Origin of the sequence: Methanosarcina spelaei (assembly GCF_002287235.1) — an archaeon.
GTDB lineage: Archaea > Halobacteriota > Methanosarcinia > Methanosarcinales > Methanosarcinaceae > Methanosarcina > Methanosarcina spelaei.
This window is the reverse complement of record NZ_LMVP01000180.1, coordinates 1-3,404: the sequence shown is the minus strand read 5'-3', so window position 1 is coordinate 3,404 and position 3,404 is coordinate 1. Positions and strand designations below refer to the sequence as shown.

Genomic DNA, 3,404 nt, shown 5'->3' with positions numbered 1-3,404 from the left:
TGGCCCAAGTTAACAGGTGGTTGGAAAGGGTAAATTCAACTGTCCACGGAACAACATATCAAATCCCTCTTGAACGCTTTAAGGAGGAAAACCTGAACCCTCTGGGTCAGGTTCCTCCTTACAAAGTTGTCCATAAGGAGACCAGAAAGATCTCCAGAGACTGTTATATTTCATTCCTTGGAAATAAGTATTCTGTTCCGTACAGGTTTGCAGGAAGAACTGCAGAGCTTCAGATCTTCGAAGGAAAATTCGAGGTCTATGTTGATTATGAAAAGGTCTGTGAACATGAAATTCTTCCAGGTAACTGCAGAGTTGCCAGGAAAAAGGAACATTTCCAGGGTCTACTGAGTGAGATTCTTAAAGAAAATTCAAAATGCAAGAAAGACTTACAGATTCCGTTGAAGTTCTCAGGTCCTGAAGTTGAAAAAAGGTCTCTTGATATCTATGATACATTCAGTGAAGGTGATTTTAAATGAACAACTTCAGCTATGAGAGACTTCATAGTAACCTGCACTACCTCAAACTGAATACTATTGAAGAGCTTCTGGACAACTACCTTGAAATTGCTGCAAGAGACAGCAAGACAACAATGGAAGTCCTTGATTATCTGTTTGAACAGGAAAAGAAACACAGGGAAGCTGTTGCAGTTGAGAGAAGGATGAAAAGTGCAGCATTTCCCGTGAAAAAGACGCTTGAAGAATTCGATTTTGAGTTTCAGTCATCTATTGATAAAAAAGTCATAGAAGACCTTGCAACGTTGAGATTTGTTCATAATGCAGAGAATGTTGTTTTGCTTGGTCCCCCTGGAGTTGGAAAGTCTCATCTTGCAATTGCTCTTGGGATTGAAGTAGCAAAAGCAGGGATTTCTGTTTACTTTACTAATTCAGGAAACCTTATCGAGAGGTTGAAACTAGCAAATCGGGAAGGAATACTTGAGAAAAAGCTCAAAGGCTTGATGAAGTTTAAAGTGCTGATCATTGATGAAATGGGTTATCTCCCATTTGATGAAGAAGGAGCTCACTGTTTGTTTCAGCTGATCTCCAGACGTTATGAAAAGAGTTCGACCATCTTTACATCAAATAAGTCATATGGAGAGTGGGGAGAGATATTCAAGGACCATGTAATAGCGGCTGCTGTACTTGATAGGATTCTCCATCATTGTACTACAATTAACATCAAAGGGGAAAGTTACAGACTGAAAGAGAGAAAAAAACAGGGAATAAAAACAGGAAATATTTACCAGTAATTTCTAATGAGTTTATGAAAAATTGAGTAAACTTTATATCGGTGCGACAAGAAGCCATACTATAAATTGCCCTCGTGCCACTCTTTCCATTTGGAGTGATCCTATTATGAGGTGCATCGGTAGTAATACTGGTGTGCTAAGCTCATATGACAATGTGGAGAAATCTGATAGTCTAATTCGGACCATCTGCTAGGATAAGAATGCTATGAAGAAACACATGTTGAACCGCTGTAAGGGTCGTAAAGTTTAGCAAGCGAAATAGACTGAAACGCTTGAACCAAAAGGTACGAAAGCGGGCTGTAACGGCTCGATATACGGTACAGCAAATGGACAGAAGCTTTCCGGTCTATAGGCAGCTTCTAAGGCATTCATAACTATTTATAGTATTGAACTTGGTAAGCCCTATATGCTCCTTCTTATCCAAAAAAAAAAAGAAGAAGGTAGAGACCCTGTGAAGGGAATCAAAGGTATAGAGGGTAGAGGATCAGGCAAAAAGCGAATGTCAATCTGTAATGGATTGAATAGGAGTTCTAACTTTGCTCTAACCTGAAAGGGTGCAGACTTGCCTATGTGATGTTCTATTGTATGAATGAAGGCAAGCTTATGAATGTAAGTCATTCAACGGTATCTGCAAAAGATAAGAGTCTTACAAATACTCATCTCAATCAAAAATGGGAAAATATTAACTGGCATACAGTAGAGATGAGCGTTAATAAGTTGCAAGTCAGGATTACAAAAGCAGTCAAACAAAATAAGTGGCATAAAGTCAAGCGTCTGGAATATTTGCTGACCCATTCTTACCATGCCAAACTTTTGGCAGTTAGGAAAATAACTCAAAATAAAGGAAAAAGAACAGCTGGGATCGACAATATCAAATGGCTAACTTCAGAATCCAAAATACTAGCTTCTCTCAGTCTATCTAGTACCAGATACAAAGCTCAACCTCTAAAAAGAGTCTTCATTAATAAACCTGGTAAGAAAAAGAAACGTCCTTTAGGAATCCCTACCATGTATGATCGAGCTATGCAATGTTTATATGCCTTAGCTCTTGAGCCCATAGCTGAATTAACCTCTGACTCTCGATCTTTTGGTTTCAGAAAATTCCGTGGAGCAAAAGACTCATGTGAGCAGATCTTTCGCTGCTTAAGTCGAAGTACATCAGCTCGATGGATACTGGAAGGTGATATAAAAGGATGTTTCGATCATATAAATCATCAGTGGCTACTCAATAACATTCCTATGGATAAGTCAATACTTGCTCAATTTCTCAAAGCAGGTTTCGTATACAAACGCCATCTGAATCCAACTACAGCAGGTACTCCCCAAGGTGGGATTATTTCTCCCATCCTGGCAAATATGGCATTGGACGGAATCGAAAAATTACTTATGGAAGAATACCCTAAACGAGGTAACAATTACTGTAAAGTAAATTTTGTAAGATACGCCGATGACTTTGTAGTTACCGCGGACTCAGAAAAAATTGCTCAGGAAATAAAAGCTCTACTAAAGACTTTTCTCAAGGAAAGAGGTCTTGAACTTTCTGATGATAAAACCCTGATAACTAACATTACTGAAGGCTTTAATTTCCTTGGTTGGAACTTCCGTAAATATCGTGGCAAATTGTTGATTAAACCTTCCAAAGAATCCATAAAAAAGTTTGTTGAGAAGATAAGCCAAACCATAAAAATTGGAAAAAGCTGGTCTCAGGAACGTCTAATCACCAAATTAAATCCCATAATAAGAGGTTGGACTAACTATCATCAATCGGTTGTCTCCTCTGAAACTTTCCATAAACTTGACCATATACTCTGGACAATGCTATGGAAATGGGCTAAAAGAAGACATCATAACAAATCCAAAAAATGGATTGTTGACAAATATTGGAAGAAAAACACTACCCGACATTGGAATTTCCAAACCGAGATCAATAAACTACTGTTTTTATCTGATACTAAAATCCAAAGACACAGTCCTTTAAAATTGCAAATGAATCCATTTCTTGACTACGATTATTTCCATGAACGCCAAAATAAATTAAGGTTCACAAGAAAAAAAAGTAGTGCCATCTAAAAAAAAAAACGTATCCTCTTCAAATTTAAGGGATTTTCAACCGCATAAAAAATATAATAGTTTTTCCATTTTCCCTTATCATATTTTG

The 3,404-nt window shown here is 37.7% G+C and carries 3 protein-coding genes; all 3 read left to right on the top strand.

The window, feature by feature from the left end; all coding sequences use genetic code 11:
* The coding region (locus tag ASJ81_RS10265) for a Mu transposase domain-containing protein (protein ID WP_449288771.1) at positions 1-476 on the top strand (476 nt) is incomplete at its 5' end.
* A complete protein-coding gene (istB, locus tag ASJ81_RS10260; RefSeq protein WP_095644379.1) occupies positions 473-1,246 on the top strand; it encodes an IS21-like element helper ATPase IstB in 774 nt (257 codons plus the stop codon). The genes ASJ81_RS10265 and istB, both read left to right, overlap by 4 nt.
* Positions 1,247-1,831: 585 nt before the next feature.
* On the top strand, positions 1,832-3,316 hold the full coding sequence (gene ltrA / locus ASJ81_RS10255; protein ID WP_095644378.1) for a group II intron reverse transcriptase/maturase: 1,485 nt from the start codon (positions 1,832-1,834) through the stop codon (positions 3,314-3,316).
* Positions 3,317-3,404: the final 88 nt, after the last annotated feature.

Coding starts and splice junctions, on each gene's coding strand:
- istB (WP_095644379.1), top strand. CDS start 473: ATGAACAACTTCAGCTATGAGAGACTTCATAGTAACCTGCACTACCTC.
- ltrA (WP_095644378.1), top strand. CDS start 1,832: ATGAATGAAGGCAAGCTTATGAATGTAAGTCATTCAACGGTATCTGCA.